The organism is Nonomuraea sp. NPDC049725, assembly GCF_040674795.1.
Taxonomy (GTDB): domain Bacteria; phylum Actinomycetota; class Actinomycetes; order Streptosporangiales; family Streptosporangiaceae; genus Nonomuraea; species Nonomuraea ceibae.
In genome coordinates this window covers 141,691-159,830 of sequence record NZ_JBFANJ010000016.1, presented here as the reverse complement: position 1 = coordinate 159,830, position 18,140 = coordinate 141,691, and the positions used below count along the sequence as shown (strand labels likewise).

The following is an 18,140-nucleotide window of genomic DNA, read 5'->3' as shown; positions in this document are numbered from 1 at the left end:
GCGGGCTAGCGTTGCTGCCGCGATCCGCCCGTACTTGACAGACCGCACCTGACTGACCCGCACCTGACTGATTGGAGACGCGGGATGACCTCTCAGCTCGTCGCGCTCAGCTTCGACGCCCACGATCCCGTCCGGCTCGCCCGGTTCTGGGCCGGAGTCCTGGGCTGGGAGTCGGCCGACGATCCCCGCGAGGGCATCACGCTGCTGCCGGCCGACGACACCGGGTTCCGGCTGCGGTTCCTCCCGTCCCAGGAGGACAAGCCCGTCCAGAACCGGATGCACTTCGACCTGACCAGCAGTTCGCTGGAGAACCAGCGCGAGACGGTGGCCCGCGCGCTCGAACTGGGCGGCCGGCACATCGACATCGGGCAGAGCCCCGACGATCCGCACGTCGTCCTCGCCGACCCCGAGGGCAACGAGTTCTGCGTCATCGAGCCGGGCAACAAGTTCCTCGCCGACTGCGGGTTCATCGGCGCGCTCTCCTGTGACGGCTCGCAGCAGGTCGGCTACTTCTGGAGCGAGGCGCTCGGCTGGCCGCTGGTCTGGGACCAGGACGAGGAGACCGCGATCCGCTCGCCGCACGGCGGCCCCAAGATCGCCTGGGGCGGCCCGCCGGTGGAGGAGAAGCAGGGCAAGTGCCGGCCGCACTTCGACCTCACGCCCGCGGACGGCGACCAGCGGGCCGAGGTGGACCGCCTTCTCTCGCTCGGCGCGCAGCGGGTCGATCTCGGCCAGGGCGACGTCCCCTGGGTGGTCATGGCCGACCCCGACGGCAACGAGTTCTGCGTGCTGCCTGCCGGCTGACCCCGCTAGAGGGTGAGCCGGTGGACGCGGAAGACCGGGTGGGCGGGCGCGATCCGGTGAAACTCCCGCATCGGTGACCTCGGGGTGAGCCCCAGGTGCGGGCGGGCGCCGGGGGCGGCGGTGACGTAGCCGCGCAGGATCCCGGCCCGGTGCTCCGGCGCGACCTCCTCCAGCAGGATCGGCGTCTCGCGGCCCCCGCGCAGCAGCGCCGCCCGGCCGCCCGCGGCCTGGACGTTGCGCACCCAGTTCGCGTCCGGGCCGAGCATCGAGACGAGGAACTCGGCCCCACCGTAGCCGGTGATCGCGACCGGGACCGGGGTGACGGCCCCGGTGCGGCGTCCCACGACCTTGAGCACCGCCGTGTGGCGCGGTGACAGCCGACCGGTCCCGTACAGCAGCACGTCGAGCCGGTTCAGCAGCCGCATGGCCGCGTTCGGCCGCCCGCCCCGATACATCCGGCGCTTGAGCGCGGCGAGCGCGCGGCCGGTCACGCCGGTCTTCTCCAGAGCGCGACGGCGGCGAGTCCGGCCGCGCACGGCAGGACCTGCAGCCAGCCCAGCAGCGGCGCGAGCCCCACGTCCCCCGAGGTGTCGCGGACGGTCAGCGCGGCGACCGCGACGCAGGCCCCGGCCACGAGCAGGCCGATCGCCGCCGCGCGGGCCCACCGCCTGCCCGCGCGGGCCGCCCAGGCCGTGCCGAGCCACCCGGCCAGCCCCAGCGCCCCGGCCGTGGCCAGGATCACCAGGTACGCGGTGACGGCGGCGTCGATCGCGCCCGTTCCGTAGGACGGGTAGCCCGCCCTGATGTGACCGGCCAGGAGCGACCGGCTCGCGAACGGGACGAGGGCGGCCAGGGCGGTGAGCCCGGCCCCCAGATACAGCAGCGCCAGCGCGCTTCGGTTTCTCGTCATCGGCTGACCCCTTCTCGGTTTGAGACAGTCACTGTCTCAAGCATGTGACTGTACGTCCCGTGTTTCAGACAGTCAATGTCAGAAGAGAGCAGCTTGCTGGAACCTGGTAGGGTGCCGGCATGACCGGGCTACGCGAACGCTGGCGGCTCAAGGCCATGCGCGCCATCCAGGAAAGCGCCCTCGACCTGTTCGACGAGAAGGGCTTCGGGGCCGTCACGATCGAGGAGATCGCCGCCGCCGCCGAGGTGTCGCCGTCGTCCGTCTACCGCTACTTCGGCACCAAGGAGGGCATCCTGGTCGCCGACGAGTTCGACACCATGAGCCCGGAAAGGCTCAAGGAGTTCCTGGATCCGCGCGATCCCGTCGGCAGCCTGCTGCGCGCCGTCCGCGCCTACGAGGCCGCGCCCGATCCCGGGGAGGCGGCGCCGGCCGGCAGGAGCCCGTGGCGCAGGGTGCGTTACTTCTTCGCCGAGCCCTCGGTGCGCACGGCCGTCTGCGGCACGCTCGACCGCGCCGGTCAGCGGATCGCCCCGCTGATCGCGGAGTCGGGCGAGGTGAGCCGGACGCAGGCCCGGGTGATCGCCAACGCGCTCGCCTTCGGCTACTTCGCCGCGCTGGAGCAGTGGTATCTCGACGGCGGCGAGCGCCCCATCGCCGACTACGTCGAGGAGGGCATGCGGCCGCTGAGCGCGCTCTGGAGCGCCCCGCGGCAGCCGGTCAAGCCGCCGCCGCGCCCGACATGACGGCGCCCTCGCGGCCCTGCCGCTGGCCGTCCTCGTCGTACGGCCGTGGTTCCGCCCGTACGACGAGGGCTCTGAGCTCAGCCGTCCGCGGCCGGGAGCACGGCGACGGCCTCCACCTCGACGAGCTGGTCGTCGTAACCGAGCACGGTCACGCCGAGCAGGGTGCTGGGCACGTCGTGCTCGCCCATGTACTCCCGATAGACCTCCCAGGCGGCGACCAGGTCGGCCTGCCGGGAGGAGGCCACGTACACGGTGGTCTTGGCGACGTCCGTCAGTGACGCGCCGACCTCCTCCAGCGAGATCACGAGGTTGCGCATCACCTGGTGCGTCTGGGCGACGTAGTCGCCGGCCGCGACGGTGTCGCCGTCGAGGTCGAGGGGGCACGCGCCGGCCACCCAGATGTTGCGCACCGGCGCGTCGGCGACGGCGGCGTAGGCGTAGTCCACCTGCTGCGTGAGCCGGGGGTTGCGGACCAATCTGACACTGCTCATGGCATGCTCCTCATGGTTGTTGCCGGGGCCAGCTCGGTGAGCGACCCAGGTGTGCGACGATCTCGTCCAGCTTCGTCCCGCCCTCCCAGGCGAGCGCCGGTGCGAAGGGCGCCCGTGGCGCGCGGCGGGCGTCGCCGTCGGGCACGGCCCTGGCCACGGCCAGCGCGGCGTCCAGCAGGCCGGGCGGGAACTCGACCCCGGCGCCCAGCGCCTTGGCCAGGTCCCAGGAGTGGACGACGTAGTCGATGAAGTGGAAGCCGATCGCCTGCCTGCCGGGGAAGACCGCCCCGCTGCCGAACTCGGGCAGCGGGAAGTCGCGCTCCGGCACGCCGTCGACGGCGAACGCCGCCAGCACGTGCTCGGCCGAGGCCCGGTAGCCCGCCGCCGGGTCGGCGCCGAGCGGGCGCGTCTCCCAATGGGCCAGGCCGCCGTCGCCCCTGGACGCCGCGGCGAACCCGTGGTGCTGGGCCGCCATGTGCGCGAGCAGGTCGTGGACCGTCCATCCGGCGCAGGGCGTCGGGCGTGACAGGTCCGGCTGCCGCACCCTGGCGGCCAGCTCCACGCTGACCTGGACCGCCTGGGCGTCGAGCGCGACGATCGGTTCCCCATTTGTAGGCATTGGCTTATGATCTGCGCATGCTTATCATCTGTCAAAAGGTTTTCGCGGGCGCGACATGAGCCGACGTGACCTGGCCGAGATGCTGCATCCGCTCCTGCAGGCGCTCATCGCCGCCGAACGGCCCGTGCTGGCGGAGCACGGGGTGACCATGTGGGGCTACGCCGTGCTTGGCGCGCTCCACGACGGCTCGGTGCGCACCCAGGCGGCGCTGGCCGAGGCGATCGGCGCCGACAAGACCCGCATCATCGGCACCCTCGACCGGCTCCAGGCCGCCGGGCTCATCACCCGCGAGCCCGATCCGCGCGACCGCCGCGCCCGCATCCTGGCGATCACCGGCGAAGGCCACCGGCTGTGCGGCTCGATCCGTGCCCGGATCCAGGAGGCCGAGGACCGTCTGCTCGCCCACCTGCCCGAGGCCGACCGCGAGACCTTCCTGCGCGCCCTGCACACGCTCCACCGGCTGGTCCGGGAGGCGGAGGTTACGCTCTGACGGGGCCGCCCAGGGCGCGGACGGCCTGCTCGAAGCGCCGCGCCTCGGCCGGGTCCACGGTGATGGCGACGGGCCTGCCCTTCTTCCAGGCCGTGAGCGGCGCCGCCGGCGGCTGTTCGACGAGCGCGGCGATCGGCGGCATGGCCTTGCTCACGGACTGCGCGAACACGGCCGACCCCGCCCGCACGAGCGCGCGCAACGGCTGCTGGAAGGGCGTGTGCAGGCTCGTCGCGACGAACACCGGGTTGTAGAGCACGTACCGGATGCCGGCGGACCCGTAGGACGCCCCCAGCAGCTCGCTCGCGCGGGCGCCCTGCATGGTCGCGGTGAAGCCCCGGTAGCCGTTCCTGAGCTGGAGGTCGTCCCAGTGGATCCGGCCGCCCTGCCCGGCGCCGCACAGGTTGACGATCACCGGTCGCGGCGCCTGCTCCAGCGGGTCGCGCAGCCCTTCGGCCATCAGCCAGCGGTTGATCACGTACAGGGCGAAGGTGTGCTCGAAGCCCTCCTCCGTCTCGACGCGCGCCGGGTTGAACCGGAACGCGGCGAGCACCAGGGCGTCGATGACGGGGTGTTCGGCGGCGAGCCGTGCCACCAGGTCGCGGGTCCGGCTCACCGAGCTGAGGTCGCACCTGACGAACCGGGCTCCCGGCGCCTCCTGGCGCAGGCGGCGGCCGCCTTCCTCGCTGCTGCCCACGGCCACGACGCGGTCGCCGCGCCCGGCGTGGTGGCGGGCGAGCGCGAGGCCGATGCCGCTCGTGCCGCCGGTGATCACGATGGTGCGGGACATAAGTTGAGGTCCTCCTCAAGTTGAGATGGACCTCAAGTTAGCTAAGCTTGCGGACATGCGCAAGGACGCCGTGCACAACCGCGAACGCCTCCTGGAGGCGGCCCGGCGGCTGTTCGCCGACCGCGGGCTCGACGTGCCGCTCGAGGAGATCGCCCGCACGGCCGGGGTGAGCATCGGGACGCTCTACAACCGCTTCCCCACCCGCGACGCCCTGGTGGAGGCCGTGTTCGCCGACCGGGCCGCCCGGGTGAGCGAGCTGGCCGAACGGGCGCTCGCCGCCGGCGACGCCTGGGAGGGGTTCACCGCGTTCCTGACCGGCGTGTGCGAGCTCCAGGCCGCCGACCTCGGCTACAACGACCTCGCCGCGCGGACCGCGACGGCCGGCGACCGCGGCCCCGCGCTGATGGAAGAGATCCTCGACCGCGCCCGGCGGTCCGGCGACCTGCGCGACGACGTCACGCTCACCGACCTGGCCTTCGTGATCTGGGGCGTCGCGGCGACCGTCAAGGCCACGCACGACGTCGCGCCGGGAGCCTGGCGGCGGCACCTGGCGCTCTCGCTCGACGGCCTGCGCGCCGCCGCCGCCCGGCCGCTGCCCGCGCCTCCCCTGTCGGCCGGGCAGGCCCGCGCGGCGATGCGCGCGTGCTGAGCGCATCGGTCAGGAATGGAGAAGCGCCCCGCCCCTCCCCCCGCCTAGCGTGACCTGCATGGACATCACCATCTACGCAAGCTTCCTCCCGTACGACGACCCGGACGCCTCCCTGGCCTTCTACCGCGACGCCCTCGGCTTCGAGGTGCGCGGCGACGTGGGCGCCGAGGGGATGCGCTGGATCACCGTCGGCCCGCCCGGCCGGCCCGGCACGTGCATCGTGCTGGAGCCGCCCGTCACCGACCCGAACGTCAGCGAGGACGAGCAGCGCGCCATCGCCAGCCTCATGGACAAGGGCGTCTACGCCGGCATCACGCTGGCCACCCCCGACCTCGACGAGACGTTCAAGCGCGTCCAGGCCGCCGGCGCCGACGTCGTCCAGGAGCCGACCAGCCAGCCGTGGGGCGTGCGCGACTGCGCCTTCCGCGACCCGGCGGGCAACCTGGTCCGCATCAACGAGGCACGGTGACCGGCGCGCCACGCACCTGAGACCGACGAATAACCTCGAAGCTGGTCGGATCACACCCCGGCGAGTGCGCGAAGGCGACCTCAGCGAGCCTGAGCAGAAACAGATGGAGAGAGCATGAGCACGGCCCCTGGCCAGGACGCGCAGTCGCCTGCGCGGCACGACGCCGACACGCACGACCTGATCCGCGTCCACGGCGCCCGCGTCAACAACCTCAAGGACGTCAGCGTCGAGATCCCGAAGCGCCGGCTGACGGTGTTCACCGGCGTTTCGGGCTCGGGCAAGAGCTCGCTGGTGTTCGGCACGATCGCCGCCGAGTCGCAGCGGCTGATCAACGAGACCTACAGCGCGTTCGTCCAGGGCTTCATGCCCTCGCTGGCCCGGCCCGAGGTCGACGTGCTCGACGGGCTGACCACCGCGATCATCGTCGACCAGCAGCGGATGGGCGCCGACCCGCGCTCCACCGTCGGCACCGCGACCGACGCCAACGCGATGCTGCGCATCCTGTTCAGCCGCCTCGGGCAGCCGCGCATCGGCTCCCCCCAGGCGTTCTCGTTCAACGTCCCCACCGTCCGGGCCAGCGGCGCGATCACCGTCGAACGCGGCGCGCGCAAGACGGAGAAGGCGACGTTCACCCGCATCGGCGGCATGTGCACCCGGTGCGAGGGCCGGGGCACGGTCTCCGACATCGACCTCACCCAGCTCTACGACGACTCCAAGTCGATCTCCGAAGGCGCGTTCACCATCCCCGGCTGGAAGTCCGACAGCTTCTGGACCGTCCGCGTCTACGCCGAGTCCGGGTTCGTCGACCCCGACAAGCCGATCCGCGACTACACCAAGAAGGAACTGCAGGACTTCCTCTACAAGGAGCCGACCAAGGTCAAGGTCGACGACGTCAACCTCACGTACGAGGGCCTGATTCCCAAGATCCAGAAGTCGTTCCTGTCCAAGGACCGCGAAGGCATGCAGCCGCACATCCGGGCGTTCGTCGACCGGGCGGTCACCTTCACCACCTGCCCCGAGTGCGACGGCACCCGGCTCGGCCAGGAGGCCCGCTCCTCGCGCATCGCCGGGATCAACATCGCCGACGCCTGCGCCATGCAGATCAGCGACCTGGCCGAGTGGATCCGCGGCCTTGACGAGCCGTCGGTCGCGCCGCTGCTCGCCAAGCTGCTGCACACCCTGGAGTCGTTCGTCGAGATCGGGCTCGGCTACCTCTCGCTCGACCGGCCCGCGGGCACGCTGTCGGGCGGCGAGGCGCAGCGCACCAAGATGATCCGCCACCTCGGCTCCGCGCTCACCGACGTCACCTACGTCTTCGACGAGCCCACCATCGGCCTGCACCCGCACGACATCCAGCGGATGAACAACCTGCTCAAGCGGCTGCGCGACAAGGGCAACACCGTCCTGGTCGTCGAGCACAAGCCGGAGACGATCGCCATCGCCGACCACGTCGTCGACCTCGGCCCCGGCGCCGGCACGGACGGCGGCAGCATCTGCTACGAAGGCACCTACGAGGGCCTGCGGGCCGGCGGCACCATCACCGGCCGCCACCTCGACGACCGCGCCCGGCTCAAGGACACGGTACGCAAGCCGACGGGCAAGCTGGAGATCCGCGGCGCCAACCGGCACAACCTGCGCGACGTCGACGTGGACATCCCGCTCGGCGTGCTCTGCGTCGTCACCGGCGTCGCCGGATCCGGCAAGAGCTCGCTGATCCACGGATCGATCCCGGCCAGGGCGGGCGTCGTCTCCGTCGACCAGAGCGCGATCAAGGGCTCGCGGCGCAGCAACCCGGCGACCTACACCGGGCTGCTCGAACCGATCCGCAAGGCGTTCGCCAAGGCCAACGGCGTCAAGCCGGCGCTGTTCAGCGCCAACTCCGAGGGCGCCTGCCCCACCTGCAACGGCGCCGGGGTCGTCTACACCGACCTGGGGATGATGGCCGGCGTCGCCACCACCTGTGAGGACTGCGAGGGGAAGCGGTTCCAGCCGGCGGTGCTCGACTACCGCTTCGGCGGGCGCGACATCAGCGAGGTGCTCGCCATGCCGGTGACCGAGGCCGCCGAGTTCTTCGGCTCCGGCGAGGCCCGCACCCCGGCCGCGCACGCCATCCTCGGCCGCCTCGCCGACGTCGGGCTCGGCTACCTCAGCCTCGGCCAGCCGCTCACCACGCTGTCCGGCGGCGAGCGGCAGCGGCTCAAGCTCGCCACCCACATGGCCGACAAGGGCGGCGTCTACGTCCTCGACGAGCCGACCACCGGACTGCACCTCGCCGACGTCGAGCAACTGCTCGGCCTGCTCGACCGGCTCGTCGACGCCGGCAAGTCGGTCATCGTCATCGAGCACCACCAGGCGGTCATGGCGCACGCGGACTGGATCATCGACCTCGGCCCCGGCGCCGGGCACGACGGCGGCCGGGTCGTCTTCGAGGGCACGCCCGCCGACCTCGTCGCCGCCCGCTCCACCCTCACCGGCGAGCACCTGGCCGGCTACGTGGGCGCGTAGCGGCCGGCCCGACAGCGGCGGCGTCGGTTAGCGTACGTGTCGTGGAGTCCTTCATCCGGTCGTGGGCGGCGTTGCGCGCCGCGGTCGCAGAGCTCACCGACGACGATTTCGCGCGGCCGTCCGGCTGCGCCGGCTGGCTGGTGCGTGACCTGGTGTGCCACCTGGTCATCGACGCCCAGGACGTCCTGATCACGCTGGTGACCCCAGCCGACGCGGAGCCGACCCGCGACGCGGTGACCTACTGGGAGGTCAGCCGGACGCCGCCGACCGGTGACGACCCGCTCGACGCGCTGATCGTCCGGCTCGCCGCCGCGTACGAGGAGCCCCGGCTGCTCAAGTTCCACCTCGACGACGTCGGCTCGGCCGCCGGGCGCGCCGCCGCCCTCGCAGACCCGGGGCTGCGGGTGAGCACCCGTGACGTGGTGCTCACCGCGGGCGACTACCTCACCGCCTACGTCCTGGAGTGGACGCTGCACCACCTCGACCTGGTCGCGCACCTGCCCGGCGCGGCCGGGCCGCCCGCCGAAGGGGCGGCCCGGTCCAGGGCGATGCTGGAGCGGATCGCCGGCGCCGCGTTCCCCGCGTCGTTCTCCGACGCCGACGCGCTGCTGGTCGGCACCGGACGGCGTGCGCCCACCCGCGCGGAGGCGGCGGAGCTGGGCGAGCTGGCGGCCAGGCTGCCCTTCGTCATCGGCTGAACCGCCCCGGGGCGGTTCAGCACTCGCCGCCCCAGTACATGTTCCTGATCGTCGCGCCCACGGCCCCGTCACGCAGGTCGAGCTTGTAGCCGCTGCCGGGGTAGAAGTGCAGGCACTTCGGATACCACTTCGAGCCGCCCTGGTACCGGTACTCGAAGTACACGTGGTCGGCGCCGTTCTGCTGACGGCCGTTGTTGACGATCACCCAGAACGACTTGCCGTCCGGAACGTTCCCGGCGGTCTGGTAGTGGAGGTAGCCCGGGGTCTGGTCGCCGTTGTACAGGCACACGTTGCCCGGCTTGCAGCCCCAGACGGTGGTGTCGCCGGCCGAGGCCGGGGGCGCCATCAGCGCCAGCGCGAGGGTCGCGGCGGCGGACAGCGCGATCACGGTGCTCTTCCTGGTCATGAGCGGTCCTTTCCGTTAGGCGGCGGGGGCTTCGTTCGGCTTGCCTGACCAGGGACGTTACGCCCGCCCGCTTTCGACGCGCTTTCGCCGCGACCGCCGGGGCCCTCGCCCGCGGGCCGTTCGGGGCGCACGATGGCACCACAGCCGAAAGCCACCGAGAGTCCGGAGGACTTCCTTGAGCTCACCACCGGTGCCGTTCGATCCGGAGCTGGGCGCGGCGCTGGCCGTGCTGGCCGAGTACGTGTCGCCGTCGATCACCCTGGACACGCTCGACGCCCTGCGGGCGGCCCGCGAGGTCATCCCGTCGCAGACCGACGAGGAGCTGTCCCGGGGCGGCGCGCTCGTCGTCGGCGAGCACACGGTCCCCGGCCCGCACGGCGACGTGCCGCTGCTGGTGTGCCGCCCGGCGGGAGCGGCCACACCGCTTCCGGCGATCTACTACACGCACGGCGGCGGCATGATGTTCGGCGACGCCCGCACCGGGCTCGACGACCTGCTCGACTGGGCGCTGGAGCTGGGCCTGGTGGTGGTGTCCGTGGAGTACAGGCTCGCCCCCGAGCATCCGCATCCCGTGCCGGTGGACGACTGCTACGCGGGCCTGGTGTGGACCGCCGAGCACGCCGCCGAGCTGGGCGCCGACCCGGCGCGCCTCGTCGTGGGCGGGCCCAGCGCGGGCGGCGGGCTGGCGGCGGCGCTGGCCCTGATGGCCCGGGACCGGGGCGGCCCGGCCCTGATCGGCCAGTTGCTCATGTGCCCGATGCTCGACGACCGCAACGACACGCCGTCGTCCGCGCAGATGGCGGGCCTGGGCATCTGGGACCGCACCTCGAACGAGACCGGCTGGACGGCCCTGCTCGGCGACGCGCGCGGCGGGCCGGACGTGTCCCCGTACGCGGCCCCGGCGCGGGCCGGCGACCTGTCCGGGCTGCCGCCCGCGTTCGTCGACGTCGGCTCGGCCGAGACGTTCCGCGACGAGGACGTCGCCTACGCCACCCGGCTCTGGCAGGCGGGCGGGCAGGCGGAGCTGCACGTGTGGCCTGGCGCCTTCCACGGGTTCGACCTGATGGCGCCGCAGGCGGTGCTGTCACAGGAGGCGAGGGCGGCCCGGCTGCGCTGGCTGCGGCGGCTGCTGGCCTGAGCGCAAGAATCCGCCGGCGGCTCCGACCACCTCCGAGACGAAGCTGTCAGAGGAGGACGCATGTCGCAGTTGCTGAAGGTGCAGTGCTTCACCGTGTCGAGGGACGGGTTCGGCGCCGGGGAGGGGCAGAGCCTGGAGCGGCCGTTCGGCCACGCCGATCCCGGCCCGATGTGGTCCTGGGCGGGCGCCACCGCGAGCTGGGTGAACCGGACCGACCCGGGCGGCACGCGCGGCCTGGACGACTACCTGACCCGCGACTGGGGCAACAACATGGGCGCGGAGATCATGGGCAGGAACAAGTTCGGCCCGCAGCGGGGCCCGTGGGAGAACCACGACTGGCAGGGGTGGTGGGGTGACCGGCCGCCGTTCCGCACGCCGGTCTTCGTGCTGACCCATCACGTACGGCCGTCGTTCACGCTGGCCGACACCACGTTCCACTTCCTCGACGCGAGCCCGGCCGAGGCGCTGGAGCGGGCCAGGCGGGCGGCCGGCGGCCGGGACGTGCGCCTGGGCGGCGGGGTGGCCACGATCCGCGAGTTCCTGGCGGCCGACCTGGTCGACACGCTGCACATCGCCGTCGCGCCGGTCGAGCTCGGGCGGGGCGAGCGGCTGTGGGAGAGCCACACCGAGCTGCTCGACCGCTTCCACCTCGACACGGTGCCGAGCCCGAGCGGCATGACTCACCTGCTGTTCTGGAGGCGCTGATCGGCGGCGCGTGAGCGGAAGGTGCGTCGGTAGGCGTCCGGGGCCACGCCCACCGCGCGGTTGAAGTTGCGGCGCAGCGTGGTGGCGGTGCCCATGCCGGTGGCCGCCGCGATGGCGTCCATGCTCTCGCCGGTGGTCTCCAGGAGCTCCTGGGCGCGCCGGATCCGCTGCGTCAGCAGCCACTGCAGCGGTGTGGTGCCGGTGACCGACCTGAAGTGGCGGCCCAGGGTGCGCGAGCTCATCCGCGCCCGGCGGGCCAGGTCCTCGACGGTCAGCGGCTGGTCGAGCCGTTCCATCACCCAGGGGAACAGGCCGGCGAGCGGGTGGTTGCCCGGCTCCGGCACCGGCGTGGTGACGAACTGGGCCTGGCCGCCGTCCCGGTGCGGCGGCACGACCAGCCGCCGGGCGACCACGTTGGCCACCGAGGAGCCCCGGTCGAGGCGTACCAGGTGCAGGCACAGGTCCATGGCGGCGGCCTTCCCGGCGGAGGTGAGCACGCTGCCGTTGTCCACGTACAGGACGTCGGGGTCCACCGTCACCTCGGGGTAGCGGGACGCCAGGACCTCGGTGTGCGCCCAGTGGGTGGTGGCGCGCCGCCCGTCGAGCAGCCCGGCGGCGGCCAGCACGAACACGCCCGTGCACAGCGAGACCACGCGCGCGCCCGCCTCGTGCGCGGCGCGCACCGCGTCGACCAGGTCGGCGGGCGGGTCCACGTCGACGTCGGCCCAGCCCGGGACGATCACGGTGTGGGCGCGCGGGAGGTGGCCGAGGCCGTGGTCGGGCTCCAGCAGGAACCGGCCGGCGCGCACCGGGGCCGGGCCGCACACGGCCAGGTCGTACCAGGGCTCGACGCCGGCCGGGGCGAACCCGAACACCTCGTAGGCGAGGGACAGCTCGAAGTGCAGCATGCCGTCGGTGACGGCCAGCGCGACGGTGGTCATGTCCGGAATTGTATGGGCAATGGCGTTCCGGACACTCGTGCGGGCCGCCCGTGAACGGAAGGATGAACGCAACAGATCGACGCGAGTTCGGGGAGCACCCATGCAATCATCAGCGCACACGGTGGCGGTTTTCGGCGCGTACGGGCACACCGGGCGTTTCGTCGTGGCGCGGTTGCGGGAGCGCGGGTTCGTCCCGCTGCTGACCGGGCGCGACTCGGCCAGGCTCAAGGAGCTGGCCCACGAGACGGGGCTGGAGTTCCGCACGGCGTCGGTCGACGACCCCGGCGCGCTCGACCACGCGCTGGCCGGGGCGGCGGCCGTGGTCAACACCGCCGGGCCGTTCGCCACGACGGCGGCCCCCGTGATCGAGGCGGCGCTGCGCGCGGGCATCCCGTACGTGGACGTGGCGGCCGAGATCGAGGCCAACGCCGACACGTTCGCGCACTTCGGCGACCGGGCCCGGGCGGCGGGCGCGGTGATCGTCCCCGCGATGGCCTTCTACGGCGGCCTGGGCGACCTGCTGGCCACGGCCGCGATGGGCGACTGGACGTCGGCCGACGAGGCGCACATCGCGTACGGGCTGAGCGGCTGGCACCCGACCGCCGGGACGCGGGCGGCGGGCGTGGTCTCCCGGCAGCGGCGGGACGGGCAGCGGGTCCGCTTCGCCAACGGCCGGCTGGAGTACCGCCACGACGACCCGCCGGTCCTGGAGTGGCCCTTCCCCGCGCCGCTGGGGCCCCGGCCGGTCGTGGGCGAGTTCTCGATGGCCGACATCGTCACCGTGCCGAGCCACCTGTCCATCCCCGAGGTGCGCACGTACATGACGGTCGAGGCGGCCAGGGAGGTCGTCGCGCCCGACACGCCGACGCCGGCCCCGGCCGACGAGCTGGGACGGTCGGAGCAGACGTTCCTCGTGGAGGTCGTCGTGCGCTCCGGCGGCGCCGAGCGGCGGGCCGTGGCGCGGGGGCGCGACATCTACGCCTTCACCGCGCCGCTCGTGGTCGAGGCGGTCGACCGCCTGCTCACGGGACGGACCAGGGCGACCGGCGTCGTCTCCGCCGGTGAGGTCTTCGACGCGCCGGACTTCCTCCGCGCGCTGTCCGCCGACCTCACCGTGGAGCTGGAGTCCTAGCCGCCGGGCTCGGGCGGGAGCCGGCGGGCCCGCGTGGCCTCGCGGACCACGGCCCAGGCGTCCGCGACCGGGCCCAGGTGGGCGAGCTTGTCGGGGTTCAGCACCGTACGGATCGTCTGGATCTGCCCGTCGAGGATGTCGAGCGACCAGATGTTGACGATCCGGCCGTCGCGGTCGCGGAAGATCGCGCCCGGCCGCCCGTTCACCTCGCGCGGCTCCACGGCGCCGCCGATCCGGACGAACGGCGGCACGATCGAGGCCAGCGTGCGGGCCACGTTCGCGGCGCCGAACACGCCCTCGCCCCACAGCGGGGCCTTGCCGCCGCTGTCGGCGACCAGCTGGACGTCGGCGGCCAGCAGCTCGCGCAGGCCGGCGACGTCACCTTCGGCGAAGGCGTCGAAGAAGCGCCCGGCCAGCTCCTCCCGCTCGCGCCGGCCGGCCTCGAAGCGGGCGCGTCCCGCGTCCATGTGGCGGCGGGCCCGCACGGCGAGCTGGCGGCAGGCCGCCTCCGACCTGCCGACCGCCGCCGCGACCTCGCCGAAGCCGAACCCGAACACCTCACGCAGCACGAACACGGCCCGCTCCAGCGGGCTCAGCCGTTCGAGCAGCAGCAGGGCCGCCATCGACACAGAATCGGCCAGCTCGGCCGCCCGCTGCGGGTCGTCGTACGGGTCGGTGAGCAGCGGCTCGGGGAACCACGTGCCGACGTACTCCTCCCGCCGGACGCGGGCCGAGCGCAGCACGTCGATCGCGATGCGGGTCACCACCGCCGACAGGAACGCCTTGGCCGACGCCGGCGGCGTCGTGATCGCCTCGTAGCGCAGCCAGGTCTCCTGTACGGCGTCCTCGGCGTCGCTCACGCTGCCCAGGATGCGGTAGGCGATCGAGAACAGCAGCGGCCGCAACTCCTCGAACTCCTCGGCCCTGCTCATGCGGGCTCCTTCCCGTCGTCGCGCCTGTTTCCGGTACCTGAGACGACACAGCCCGGCGTTCTGTGACATCGGCCCGCATGTCACAGAACGCCGGGCTGTCTCGTCTCGGGGCGGACACACCGTACGGACGACAAGGGGTTGATCATGAACGAGCGGAAGGTCGCGCTGGTCACCGGCGCCAACAAGGGCATCGGCCGGGCCGCCGCCGCCCAACTGGCGGCGCTGGGGATGACGGTGCTGGTCGGCGCCAGGGACGCGCGGCGCGGCGAGGAGGCCGCGGCGGCCCTGCGCGGGGCCGGCGGGGACGCGCACGCCGTCACCTTGGACGTCACCGACCCGGCCACGGCACGGGCCGCCGCCCGGCTGGCCGAGGAGCGTTTCGGCCGCCTGGACGTGCTCGTCAACAACGCCGGCATCACCGGGTCCGGGCAGGTCGCGCCGCAGGACGCGCTCGACCAGCTCCCCAGCGTCGTCGACGTGGACATGGTGCGGGCGGTCTTCGAGACGAACGTGTTCGGGGTGATCACGGTGAGCAACGCCATGCTGCCGCTGCTGCGCCGCGCCCCCGCGCCGCGCATCGTCAACGTCAGCAGCGGGGCCGCGTCGCTGACCATCGCCGCCACCCCGGGCGGGCCGCTGGCGGCGCTGCCCGCCTCGGCCGCCTACACGCCGTCGAAGGCCGCGCTGAACGCGCTGACCGTGCAGTACGCCAACGAACTGCGCGAGGATGGCATCCTGGTCAACGCCGCCGACCCCGGCTACGTCGACACCGACATCAACGACCACCACGGCTTCCGCACGCCCGACGAGGGCGCGGCCGTCATCGTGCGGCTGGCGACGCTCGACGACGGGCCGAGCGGCGGCTTCTTCAACGACAGCGGCCCGGTCCCGTGGTGACGCCCCCGGCGCCCGGCTCACCGCCGAGGCGCGCGAGCACCTCCCGGCTGAGCACGACGTCGTGCGGCAGCCGCCTGAGCGTGGCCGCGTCGACGACGACCCCCTGCTGCCGGGCGATCCGCTGGAGCGAGCCCCAATGGCCGGCTTCCGTGTCCTCCTGGGACCGGCCGCCGGACGGCTCGTCGGGCCCGACCACGACCCGTGCCGTCTCCCGCACGTCCGCCGCCGAGGTCGCGGCCCAGCGCTGCGACGAGCCCCAGCCTCGGTCGTCCAGCAGCAGCACCCGGGTCCCGTCGGCGAGCTCGGCCTCGAGACGCGCCGACACCGAGACGGTGCCGGCCGCCTGATCGTCGACCTCGACGGACGTCACCAGGCGTGAGATGGCGGTCATGCATCCCATTCTCGCCGCCCGGGCGGCCCGTCACGGGAGCGGGCGGGCGCTGAGCCGGCAGTCGCGGGGCCGCTCGGGGCGCTCGCCGGTCCAGCCCGCCTCGGGGGCCCATGCCTGATAGTTCATGAACGTCCCCTTGGTGAGCCCGTCCGCGCTCTCGTCCGCGATCGCGACGTGCTCCGCCAGAACCGCGCCGGTCCGGGGGTCGAGGATGGTGGTGTACCGCTGCGCCACCTCGTCGTCGGCGCCGAACTCGGCGGTGAAGCCCTCGCTGTCCCTGAAGGTGACCGCGATTCCCGGACGTCCCAGCGGGTCGGTGATCGTGCCGCGCACCCGGGTCGTCGGCAGTCCGGCGAGCAGACGCAGGGCGGCCGCCCTGACCGACGGCTTCACCGGGAGCTCCAGCAGTGCGGTGGAGGTGGCGAGGAACTTCTCGAAGCTGTAGCCGGGCTCCTTGTCCCGCAGGATCTTCCAGTAGGCACGCAGTTTCTCCCGGAGCTGTCCGGCGTCTCCGGGCAGCTCCGCGAGGTCGGCCAGCGTGAGCTCACCGATCCGGGAGTCGCCGAGCACGCCGTCCGGCTCGACCGCGCGCGTGTAGACGCACTGCGTGGGCTTGGACCGCAGCCGCAGCTTCGCGCAGTCTCCCGCCCGGGTGCCGGGCGTGCACACGCGCTGGACCGTGCCCGGGGAGCCCGCCGCCCGCCACGCCCGCTCGTCCGCCTCGGTGGCGGGGCGGACGAACTGCTGCCACTGCTCCGCCTGTACGGGGTCGCGGGGGTCGCGCGGCTGCCAGAGGTCGATCCGTGACGAGAACAGCACGTTGAACGCCTGACCGCCTGCCCGGACCCGGATCAGCGCGTCGTTGAGCAGCGGCCGCCGCCAGTAGGCGCCGCGCTCGTCCGGCAGCTTCGCGACCCGGTCCGCAAGCTGGAGCAGGGCGCTGTTGCCGCCTTCGGGCACGAGCACCGGTGCGGGAGCGGGCGTCATGTTCGCCACCAGCGTGACGATGGCCAGGACGACGGCGATCGTCGTCGCGGCCGCTCCCAGGGTCCATCCCCAGGCGGGGCCACGCCGGCGCGCTCCTGCCGGCGGTCCCTGCTCGCGCCGGGCGGCGGCGAGCCGGAGGCGGGCCCTCTCGACCACCTCGGGCGAGGGCGGCGGGGCGTCGGGCAGCGCCCGCGCCAGGAGGCTCAGCTCATCCATGGGTCTCCTCCAGCGGGTTGACGTCGCCGAGCGCCTTGCGAAGCTGCTTGCGGGCGCGGTGGAGCCGGGAGGCGACCGTCCCGGCCGGGATGCCCAGGGCGGCGGCGACCTCGGCGTGGCTGAGGTCGCACAGCGCGCTCAGCAGCAGGACGTCGCGGTCGCCCCGGTTGAGCCCGGCCAGCGCCCCCGCCAGCTTGCCGGTCAGCCGGTCCGCGGTCACGCGGGTCAGCACCGCGTCCTCCGGATCGTGCTCGGCGCGCTCGGCCGTCCGGCTGAGCGCCTTCCACTTGCGGATCTCGGCGCGGCGATGCCGGGCGATGAGGTGGGTGGCGATGCCGTACAGCCAGGGGCGCACCCCGCCGCGCGCGGCGTCGTAGCCGCCCCGGCAGGCCGCCAGGAACACCTCGGCGGCCAGGTCGTCAGCCACGTCGTCGGACAGCCGTCTGGCGATGTAGCGGTGGATCTCGGTGAAGTGCGCGGTGAAGACCTGCTCGAAGTCCACCTGTAGATCGGGTGGGTCGGCCAGGTCGGGTGGAACAGCCATGCGGGCGTCTCCGCGGGGTCGGTGAACGATGGTCGCCCCTTCTTGCCCGAAGCGCCCTGCCGCTTTCACGGCCCGGCGCCGCGGGCGGGTGACCTGGCCGGCTCCGTCAGGCGTTGAGGATGAGGTCGGCGGCGCGGGAGCGCACCTGGGCGGGGGTGCGGCCGTCGTGCTCGGCGGCCAGGAAGTGCTGGCCGATGGTCAGGCAGAAGGCGAGCAGGCTGCGCGCCTCGACCTCGTCGGGGTCGGCGCAGAAGGTGCCGATCTGTTCGCGCAGGAGGTCCATGCGCCGGTTGTCCACGCGCCGCAGGCGTGCGGCGACGGCCTCGTCACGCCGGGCCCAGTGCCGCACCGCCAGGTCGATCGGCAGCAGCCGCTCGGAGAGCGTGAGCTGCCCGGCCAGCCGGACCTTGGTCCGGGCGTCGCCTCCCGCGCGTTCGACCCGGTCGAGAACCTCGTCGATGCTCTCCCGCTCCCAGGTGTCGAGCATGGCCTCCAGCAGGGCGTTGCGGTCGGTGAAGTAGCCGTAGAAGCCGCCCTTGGTCACCCCCAGCGCCTTGGCCAGCGTCTCGACCCGGACGGCGTCCACCCCGGACGCGGCCAGCACCCGCAGCCCCTCCTCGATCCACTTCTCCCGTGGTGTACGCAACGAGCCCATCTGTGGCCCACCTCACCTCTCGCCTGGTTGT

The 18,140-nt window shown here is 73.3% G+C and carries 23 protein-coding genes; 11 read left to right on the top strand and 12 right to left on the bottom strand.

All coding sequences use genetic code 11. The annotated features are described in order from the left end of the window. Positions 1–84 precede the first annotated feature (84 nt). Complete coding sequence (locus tag AB0J53_RS34550; RefSeq protein WP_364180125.1) at positions 85–804, top strand: VOC family protein; 720 nt, start codon at positions 85–87, stop codon at positions 802–804. 5 nt (positions 805–809) lie between these two features. Here AB0J53_RS34550 and AB0J53_RS34545 read toward each other — a convergent pair whose 3' ends face one another. Together AB0J53_RS34545 and AB0J53_RS34540 are read right to left on the bottom strand one after the other, a co-directional pair. Further along, positions 810–1,295: a nitroreductase family deazaflavin-dependent oxidoreductase gene (locus AB0J53_RS34545; protein WP_364180123.1), complete on the bottom strand. Its 486-nt coding sequence runs from the start codon at positions 1,293–1,295 to the stop codon at positions 810–812. Next, a complete protein-coding gene (locus AB0J53_RS34540; RefSeq protein ID WP_364180121.1) occupies positions 1,292–1,714 on the bottom strand; it encodes a hypothetical protein in 423 nt (140 codons plus the stop codon). The genes AB0J53_RS34545 and AB0J53_RS34540 overlap by 4 nt, the downstream gene beginning before the upstream one ends. Before the next feature lie 119 nt (positions 1,715–1,833). On the opposite strand from AB0J53_RS34540, the gene AB0J53_RS34535 reads away from it, so the two are divergent. Further along, positions 1,834–2,457 carry a helix-turn-helix domain-containing protein gene (locus AB0J53_RS34535; protein ID WP_364180119.1) on the top strand — a complete coding sequence of 208 codons (624 nt, stop codon included), beginning with the start codon at positions 1,834–1,836 and terminating at the stop codon, positions 2,455–2,457. Positions 2,458–2,534: 77 nt separating this feature from the next. Here AB0J53_RS34535 and AB0J53_RS34530 read toward each other — a convergent pair whose 3' ends face one another. Beyond that, positions 2,535–2,948: a RidA family protein gene (locus AB0J53_RS34530; RefSeq protein ID WP_364180117.1), complete on the bottom strand. Its 414-nt coding sequence runs from the start codon at positions 2,946–2,948 to the stop codon at positions 2,535–2,537. Positions 2,949–2,958: 10 nt separating this feature from the next. Further along, positions 2,959–3,567, bottom strand: a complete 609-nt coding sequence (locus tag AB0J53_RS34525) for a TIGR03086 family metal-binding protein (protein WP_364180115.1) — start codon at positions 3,565–3,567, stop codon at positions 2,959–2,961. 55 nt (positions 3,568–3,622) lie between these two features. Here AB0J53_RS34525 and AB0J53_RS34520 point away from each other — a divergent pair, with 55 nt between their 5' ends. Further along, positions 3,623–4,057 (top strand): MarR family transcriptional regulator, encoded by a 435-nt coding sequence (locus AB0J53_RS34520; RefSeq protein ID WP_219507623.1) that lies wholly within the window; start codon positions 3,623–3,625, stop codon positions 4,055–4,057. Here AB0J53_RS34520 and AB0J53_RS34515 read toward each other — a convergent pair. After that, on the bottom strand, positions 4,047–4,844 hold the full coding sequence (locus AB0J53_RS34515) for an SDR family NAD(P)-dependent oxidoreductase (protein WP_364180112.1): 798 nt from the start codon (positions 4,842–4,844) through the stop codon (positions 4,047–4,049). The genes AB0J53_RS34520 and AB0J53_RS34515 overlap by 11 nt on opposite strands. 55 nt (positions 4,845–4,899) lie before the next feature. Here AB0J53_RS34515 and AB0J53_RS34510 point away from each other — a divergent pair, with 55 nt between their 5' ends. The 4 genes from AB0J53_RS34510 to AB0J53_RS34495 all read left to right on the top strand — a co-directional run bounded on the left by AB0J53_RS34510 (position 4,900) and on the right by AB0J53_RS34495 (position 9,165). Beyond that, positions 4,900–5,493 (top strand): helix-turn-helix domain-containing protein, encoded by a 594-nt coding sequence (locus tag AB0J53_RS34510; RefSeq protein ID WP_364180110.1) that lies wholly within the window; start codon positions 4,900–4,902, stop codon positions 5,491–5,493. 58 nt (positions 5,494–5,551) lie between these two features. Continuing rightward, positions 5,552–5,962 (top strand): VOC family protein, encoded by a 411-nt coding sequence (locus tag AB0J53_RS34505; RefSeq protein ID WP_219507617.1) that lies wholly within the window; start codon positions 5,552–5,554, stop codon positions 5,960–5,962. Positions 5,963–6,076: 114 nt separating this feature from the next. Next, positions 6,077–8,467, top strand: coding sequence for an excinuclease ABC subunit UvrA (locus tag AB0J53_RS34500; RefSeq protein WP_364180108.1), 2,391 nt, complete (start codon positions 6,077–6,079; stop codon positions 8,465–8,467). A 41-nt stretch (positions 8,468–8,508) separates the two neighbouring features. Further along, positions 8,509–9,165 carry a maleylpyruvate isomerase N-terminal domain-containing protein gene (locus tag AB0J53_RS34495; protein ID WP_364180106.1) on the top strand — a complete coding sequence of 219 codons (657 nt, stop codon included), beginning with the start codon at positions 8,509–8,511 and terminating at the stop codon, positions 9,163–9,165. A 16-nt stretch (positions 9,166–9,181) separates the two neighbouring features. Here AB0J53_RS34495 and AB0J53_RS34490 read toward each other — a convergent pair whose 3' ends face one another. After that, a complete protein-coding gene (locus tag AB0J53_RS34490; RefSeq protein ID WP_364180104.1) occupies positions 9,182–9,571 on the bottom strand; it encodes a hypothetical protein in 390 nt (129 codons plus the stop codon). Between the two features lie 175 nt (positions 9,572–9,746). On the opposite strand from AB0J53_RS34490, the gene AB0J53_RS34485 reads away from it, so the two are divergent. Further along, the gene (locus AB0J53_RS34485; protein ID WP_364180102.1) at positions 9,747–10,709 is read left to right on the top strand and encodes an alpha/beta hydrolase; all 963 of its coding nucleotides are present in this window, start codon (positions 9,747–9,749) and stop codon (positions 10,707–10,709) included. A 60-nt stretch (positions 10,710–10,769) separates the two neighbouring features. Next, positions 10,770–11,414 (top strand): dihydrofolate reductase family protein, encoded by a 645-nt coding sequence (locus AB0J53_RS34480; RefSeq protein WP_219507611.1) that lies wholly within the window; start codon positions 10,770–10,772, stop codon positions 11,412–11,414. Here the strand turns inward: AB0J53_RS34480 and AB0J53_RS34475 are convergent. After that, the gene (locus tag AB0J53_RS34475; protein ID WP_364180100.1) at positions 11,390–12,355 is read right to left on the bottom strand and encodes a helix-turn-helix domain-containing protein; all 966 of its coding nucleotides are present in this window, start codon (positions 12,353–12,355) and stop codon (positions 11,390–11,392) included. The two genes, AB0J53_RS34480 and AB0J53_RS34475, sit on opposite strands and share 25 nt — an antisense overlap. Positions 12,356–12,455: 100 nt before the next feature. On the opposite strand from AB0J53_RS34475, the gene AB0J53_RS34470 reads away from it, so the two are divergent. Continuing rightward, positions 12,456–13,487, top strand: coding sequence for a saccharopine dehydrogenase NADP-binding domain-containing protein (locus tag AB0J53_RS34470; RefSeq protein WP_364180098.1), 1,032 nt, complete (start codon positions 12,456–12,458; stop codon positions 13,485–13,487). On the opposite strand, the gene AB0J53_RS34465 is transcribed toward AB0J53_RS34470, so the two are convergent. Further along, complete coding sequence (locus tag AB0J53_RS34465; RefSeq protein WP_219507608.1) at positions 13,484–14,419, bottom strand: RNA polymerase sigma-70 factor; 936 nt, start codon at positions 14,417–14,419, stop codon at positions 13,484–13,486. The genes AB0J53_RS34470 and AB0J53_RS34465 overlap by 4 nt on opposite strands. Positions 14,420–14,563: 144 nt before the next feature. Here AB0J53_RS34465 and AB0J53_RS34460 point away from each other — a divergent pair, with 144 nt between their 5' ends. Then, positions 14,564–15,316: an SDR family NAD(P)-dependent oxidoreductase gene (locus tag AB0J53_RS34460; RefSeq protein ID WP_364180095.1), complete on the top strand. Its 753-nt coding sequence runs from the start codon at positions 14,564–14,566 to the stop codon at positions 15,314–15,316. Here AB0J53_RS34460 and AB0J53_RS34455 read toward each other — a convergent pair. The 4 genes from AB0J53_RS34455 to AB0J53_RS34440 form a co-directional block, all read right to left on the bottom strand. After that, entirely contained in the window at positions 15,288–15,707 is a 420-nt protein-coding gene (locus AB0J53_RS34455; protein ID WP_364180093.1) for a hypothetical protein, read from the bottom strand. The genes AB0J53_RS34460 and AB0J53_RS34455 overlap by 29 nt on opposite strands. A 30-nt stretch (positions 15,708–15,737) precedes the next feature. Further along, entirely contained in the window at positions 15,738–16,910 is a 1,173-nt protein-coding gene (locus AB0J53_RS34450; RefSeq protein ID WP_364180091.1) for a CU044_5270 family protein, read from the bottom strand. Next, positions 16,903–17,454: an RNA polymerase sigma factor gene (locus AB0J53_RS34445; protein ID WP_364180089.1), complete on the bottom strand. Its 552-nt coding sequence runs from the start codon at positions 17,452–17,454 to the stop codon at positions 16,903–16,905. Before AB0J53_RS34445 ends, AB0J53_RS34450 begins: the two co-directional genes overlap by 8 nt. Before the next feature lie 106 nt (positions 17,455–17,560). Next, the gene (locus tag AB0J53_RS34440; protein ID WP_219507606.1) at positions 17,561–18,109 is read right to left on the bottom strand and encodes a TetR/AcrR family transcriptional regulator; all 549 of its coding nucleotides are present in this window, start codon (positions 18,107–18,109) and stop codon (positions 17,561–17,563) included. Positions 18,110–18,140 lie beyond the last annotated feature (31 nt).

Bases quoted from the DNA above. Each gene is read 5' to 3' on its own strand.
- AB0J53_RS34550 (WP_364180125.1), top strand. From the start codon at position 85: ATGACCTCTCAGCTCGTCGCGCTCAGCTTCGACGCCCACGATCCCGTC.
- AB0J53_RS34540 (WP_364180121.1), bottom strand. From the start codon at position 1,714: ATGACGAGAAACCGAAGCGCGCTGGCGCTGCTGTATCTGGGGGCCGGG.
- AB0J53_RS34535 (WP_364180119.1), top strand. From the start codon at position 1,834: ATGACCGGGCTACGCGAACGCTGGCGGCTCAAGGCCATGCGCGCCATC.
- AB0J53_RS34530 (WP_364180117.1), bottom strand. From the start codon at position 2,948: ATGAGCAGTGTCAGATTGGTCCGCAACCCCCGGCTCACGCAGCAGGTG.
- AB0J53_RS34525 (WP_364180115.1), bottom strand. From the start codon at position 3,567: ATGCCTACAAATGGGGAACCGATCGTCGCGCTCGACGCCCAGGCGGTC.
- AB0J53_RS34520 (WP_219507623.1), top strand. From the start codon at position 3,623: ATGAGCCGACGTGACCTGGCCGAGATGCTGCATCCGCTCCTGCAGGCG.
- AB0J53_RS34515 (WP_364180112.1), bottom strand. From the start codon at position 4,844: ATGTCCCGCACCATCGTGATCACCGGCGGCACGAGCGGCATCGGCCTC.
- AB0J53_RS34510 (WP_364180110.1), top strand. From the start codon at position 4,900: ATGCGCAAGGACGCCGTGCACAACCGCGAACGCCTCCTGGAGGCGGCC.
- AB0J53_RS34505 (WP_219507617.1), top strand. From the start codon at position 5,552: ATGGACATCACCATCTACGCAAGCTTCCTCCCGTACGACGACCCGGAC.
- AB0J53_RS34500 (WP_364180108.1), top strand. From the start codon at position 6,077: ATGAGCACGGCCCCTGGCCAGGACGCGCAGTCGCCTGCGCGGCACGAC.
- AB0J53_RS34490 (WP_364180104.1), bottom strand. From the start codon at position 9,571: ATGACCAGGAAGAGCACCGTGATCGCGCTGTCCGCCGCCGCGACCCTC.
- AB0J53_RS34480 (WP_219507611.1), top strand. From the start codon at position 10,770: ATGTCGCAGTTGCTGAAGGTGCAGTGCTTCACCGTGTCGAGGGACGGG.
- AB0J53_RS34475 (WP_364180100.1), bottom strand. From the start codon at position 12,355: ATGACCACCGTCGCGCTGGCCGTCACCGACGGCATGCTGCACTTCGAG.
- AB0J53_RS34470 (WP_364180098.1), top strand. From the start codon at position 12,456: ATGCAATCATCAGCGCACACGGTGGCGGTTTTCGGCGCGTACGGGCAC.
- AB0J53_RS34465 (WP_219507608.1), bottom strand. From the start codon at position 14,419: ATGAGCAGGGCCGAGGAGTTCGAGGAGTTGCGGCCGCTGCTGTTCTCG.
- AB0J53_RS34460 (WP_364180095.1), top strand. From the start codon at position 14,564: ATGAACGAGCGGAAGGTCGCGCTGGTCACCGGCGCCAACAAGGGCATC.
- AB0J53_RS34455 (WP_364180093.1), bottom strand. From the start codon at position 15,707: ATGACCGCCATCTCACGCCTGGTGACGTCCGTCGAGGTCGACGATCAG.
- AB0J53_RS34450 (WP_364180091.1), bottom strand. From the start codon at position 16,910: ATGGATGAGCTGAGCCTCCTGGCGCGGGCGCTGCCCGACGCCCCGCCG.
- AB0J53_RS34445 (WP_364180089.1), bottom strand. From the start codon at position 17,454: ATGGCTGTTCCACCCGACCTGGCCGACCCACCCGATCTACAGGTGGAC.
- AB0J53_RS34440 (WP_219507606.1), bottom strand. From the start codon at position 18,109: ATGGGCTCGTTGCGTACACCACGGGAGAAGTGGATCGAGGAGGGGCTG.